Raw genomic sequence first — 3966 nt, 5'->3', positions numbered from 1 at the left:
ACTTCGCACTGATCGTCGAATCGTTGCGATAGTGTTAACAGGCCCTAGTCCGGTGGCAGCGGCGCCAGCGGCGCGTACCTCGGCAGCAACAGCAGCAATTTCGCCCATTTCCTGGGCGGCTGGTTCGCGCACAACACCCGGGTGAGCCGCAATCTGGCGCCCGAAATCGCCGGCCTGACGGCGCGCTACGCCAGTCCCGCCAGCGCCGCCGGTGTTGCCGTCGTCCCGCAATTTTCGAGCGGCTGCGCCAGCTCCTCCCACTTCGATGCCGCCGGCCGCGCCGCGATCAACCTTGCCGGGACCAGCGGCTGCGGTTCGCCGCCCACCCGGCGTCCGGCAGCTACCTGTTCCTCAGCGCCAGCACCCCGCCAGTGCTGCGCTCTCCGACCACCACGATGTGCTGCTGATCTCCGATGGCGGCACGCTGGTACGCACGCCGGCGGCGCACATCGCCCAGGTCGGCCGCAACACGCAGGGCGTGACCCTGATGCGCGTGCAGGCCGGCGAGAAGCTGCAGGCGATCGAGCGGCTGGATGTCTCGCTGGACGACGCCGATGCCGAATCAATTACGAGCGTCGACGCGGACAGCAGGGGCGAACAGTCGTAGCCTGCGCGGGCGGGGTCGGCAGTAACAATACCGGCATCGTCCCCGCCATCAAACGCGCTTACCTCTGGGCACCTTCGGGTGCCCAGATCATTTGCGGGCCGCGAAAAGCCGTCCGGACAGCCATATAGATCTCAAATCGAATTCAAATATCAGATGATATACATTGCCGTGGGAGTGACCTTTCGCTAGATCGATGACCTTGAACTTCCCCGACTGGAGTCCGTACATGTATTACAGCAGTGGCAATTACGAAGCCTTCGCCCGCCCGCGCAAGCCAGACGGGGTCGACGGCAAATCCGCATGGTTCGTCGGCTCCGGCCTGGCCTCGCTGGCCGGCGCCGCCTTCCTGATCCGCGATGGCCAGATGCCGGGCGAGCGCATCACCATCCTGGAACGCATCGACGTGCCGGGCGGCGCACTGGATGGACTTGAGAAGCCGGACAAGGGCTTCGTGATCCGCGGCGGCCGCGAGATGGAGAACCATTTCGAATGCCTGTGGGATCTGTTCCGCAGCATTCCGTCGCTGGAAGTCGAGGGGGCCAGCGTGCTCGACGAGTTCTACTGGCTGAACAAGGACGACCCCAATTTCTCCCTGCAGCGCGCCACCATCGAACAGGGCAAGCCTGCGCCCGACATGGGCAAGTTCACGCTCAGCAAGGCCGCGCAGAAGGACATGCTCAAGGTCTTCATGGCCACGCGCGAGGAGATGGAGAACAAGCGCATCAACGAGGTGTTCGGTGAGGACTTCCTCGCCAGCAACTTCTGGATGTACTGGCGCACCATGTTCGCGTTCGAAGAGTGGCATTCGGCGCTGGAAATGAAGCTCTATCTGCACCGCTTCATCCACCACATCGGCGGTCTGGCGGATCTTTCCGCGTTGAAGTTCACCCGCTTCAACCAGTACGAATCGCTGGTGCTGCCATTGGTGAAGTGGTTGAAGGACCAGGGCGTGGTGTTCCAGTACTGCACCGAGGTGACAGATGTCGATTTCGACATCGATGCCACCAACGGACGCAAGCAGGCCACGCGCATCCACTGGAACCGCGACGGCCAGCCCGGTGGCATGGCACTCGGCCCCGATGACCTGTTGTTCATGACCATCGGCTCGCTGGTGGAAAACAGCAACGAGGGCGACCACAAGACCGCGGCGCTGCTGGACGAAGGCCCGGCACCGGCTTGGGATCTGTGGCGGCGCATCGCGGCCAAGGATCCGTCGTTCGGGCGGCCCGACGTGTTCGGCACGCACATTCCGGAGACCAAATGGGAATCCGCCACCATCACCACGCTGGACGCGCGCATCCCGAAGTACATCGAGAAGATCGCCAAGCGCGACCCGTTCAGCGGCAAGGTGGTGACCGGCGGGATTGTCACCGCCAAGGATTCCAGCTGGCTGCTGAGCTGGACGGTGAACCGCCAGCCGCACTTCAAGAAGCAGCCCAAGGACCAGGTCGTGATCTGGTTCTATGGCCTGTTCGCGGACGTGCCGGGGGATTACGTCAAGAAGCCGATGCAGGACTGCACCGGCGAGGAAATCACCCAGGAATGGCTGTATCACATGGGTGTGCCGGTTGAGGACATCGCGGAGCTTGCAGCCACGGGAGCCAACACCGTGCCGGTGATGATGCCGTACATCACCGCCTTCTTCATGCCGCGTCAAGCCGGTGATCGCCCTGACGTGGTGCCAGCGGGCGCTGTGAACTTCGCATTCATCGGCCAGTTCGCGGAGTCGAAGCAACGCGACTGTATCTTCACCACCGAGTACTCGGTGCGCACGCCGATGGAAGCGGTCTACACGCTGTTGGGCATTGAACGCGGCGTGCCGGAAGTGTTCAATTCCACCTACGACATCCGCACCCTGCTGGATGCACTGCACCAGCTGCGCGATGGCGAAGAATTGGCCTTGCCGGGCCCGTCGTTCCTGCGCGACCGCGTGTTGGCCAGGCTCGACCGCACCGAGATCGGTGCATTGCTCCACGACGCCGGCCTGCTGGCCGGGGAGGACGCATGAACATGACACAGGACACCACAAAGACCGTCGCCTCGCCCTCCGGCCTGCAGCGGGTGACCGTGCTGGGCACTGGCGTGCTCGGCGCGCAGATCGCCTTCCAGTGCGCCTTTCACGGCAAGAGCGTCACGGCGTACGACATTGACGCAGCAGCGCTGGAGCGTGCCCGCGACGCCCTGACGCGATTGGCTCAGACATATGCCGCCGACCTGCCGGGGACGACGCCCGAGGCGACCACCAGGGTCGCGGCGGCCATCGCACTGAGCAGCGACCTTGCGCAGGCCGTGCGCGACGCGGACCTGGTAATTGAAGCGGTGCCGGAGAAGCTGGAACTCAAGCGCTCAGTCTATGCCGAACTCGCCAGGCTGGCGCGCGAAGGCACCATCTTCGCCACCAACTCCTCCACGCTGCTGCCCAGTGCATTCGCGGATGCGACGGGCCGGCCGGAGAAGTTCCTGGCGTTGCATTTCGCCAATCACATCTGGCGCCAGAACACAGCGGAAGTGATGGGTACGCCGCAGACCGATCCTGAGGTGTTCGAGCAGGTGGCGCGCTTCGCTGCGGAAATCGGCATGGAACCGATCCGACTGCACAAGGAGCAGCCGGGTTACGTGCTGAATTCGCTGCTGGTGCCGTTGCTCAACGCGGCCGCCGCCTTGTTGTTGAAAGGTGTGGCGAGTCCGGAGGACATCGACAAGACCTGGCGAATCGGGACCGGCGCCAAGCTGGGGCCGTTCCAGATCTACGACATTGTCGGCCTGCGCACGGCGTACAACATCGCAAGCGCAAATCCCGCAACGCAGGGCTGGGCCGAATATCTCAAGGTGAACTACATCGACAAGGGTCGCCTGGGCGCCGGTGCGGGGGGTGGCTTCTACGATGATTGACGCCATGTCCGCCGCCCGTGCGTGCTCCGTCGGGAACGGTCACCGCACGCTGACGGCGTCCTGTGCAAGGCGGTGGCATACTGCCGCCCCGTCGCGCCGGAGCCGGCCGTGAGCCAAGCCCAACGCCACGCACGTCCGCTCAACCGCAGTGAATCGCAGGCCCGCACGCGCGCGGCGCTGCTGGATGCCGCCGAGGCGCTGATCGTGGAGCACTCGATCCCGGCGCTGTCGCTGCGCGCCGTCTGCACGCGTGCCGGCTATACGCAGGGGGCCTTCTACTCCAACTTCGCCGATCGCGAGGAGCTGCTGCTGGAGGTGATGGAGCGCAACCTCGAACAGAAGGCCGCCAGCCTGGAGCAGATGCTGGCGACCTGCGGCGACGCAGGTCTCGACGGCACCCTGGCGTGCATCCTGGATTGGCTGGACACCATCCACCATCGGGGCGAATGGGCGCGCATCGCCATGGA

General features: G+C 64.5%; 4 protein-coding genes. All 4 read left to right on the top strand.

Going from position 1 to position 3966, the window contains the following annotated elements; genetic code table 11:
- The first annotated feature begins 397 nt into the window (after window positions 1-397).
- Window positions 398-607 carry a DNA gyrase C-terminal beta-propeller domain-containing protein gene (locus B597_RS47840; protein WP_003296358.1) on the top strand — a complete coding sequence of 70 codons (210 nt, stop codon included), beginning with the start codon at window positions 398-400 and terminating at the stop codon, window positions 605-607.
- Between the two features lie 226 nt (window positions 608-833).
- Window positions 834-2615 (top strand): oleate hydratase, encoded by a 1782-nt coding sequence (locus tag B597_RS37985; protein ID WP_016448219.1) that lies wholly within the window; start codon window positions 834-836, stop codon window positions 2613-2615.
- Window positions 2612-3499 carry a 3-hydroxyacyl-CoA dehydrogenase gene (locus B597_RS37980; RefSeq protein ID WP_016448220.1) on the top strand — a complete coding sequence of 296 codons (888 nt, stop codon included), beginning with the start codon at window positions 2612-2614 and terminating at the stop codon, window positions 3497-3499. Before B597_RS37985 ends, B597_RS37980 begins: the two co-directional genes overlap by 4 nt.
- A gap of 108 nt (window positions 3500-3607) precedes the next feature.
- Window positions 3608-3966 (top strand): TetR/AcrR family transcriptional regulator (locus tag B597_RS37975; RefSeq protein WP_024162202.1); only part of this gene is annotated, 359 nt, incomplete at its 3' end.

It is taken from the genome of Stutzerimonas stutzeri KOS6, from assembly GCF_000307775.2.
Taxonomy (GTDB): Bacteria; Pseudomonadota; Gammaproteobacteria; order Pseudomonadales; family Pseudomonadaceae; genus Stutzerimonas; species Stutzerimonas stutzeri_B.
The sequence above is the reverse complement of the archived record's forward strand: the minus strand, read 5'-3'. Positions and strand labels throughout refer to the sequence as shown.

Excerpts from the sequence above, each read along its gene's own strand:
- B597_RS37980 (WP_016448220.1), top strand. The coding sequence starts at position 2,612 with ATGAACATGACACAGGACACCACAAAGACCGTCGCCTCGCCCTCCGGC.
- B597_RS37985 (WP_016448219.1), top strand. The coding sequence starts at position 834 with ATGTATTACAGCAGTGGCAATTACGAAGCCTTCGCCCGCCCGCGCAAG.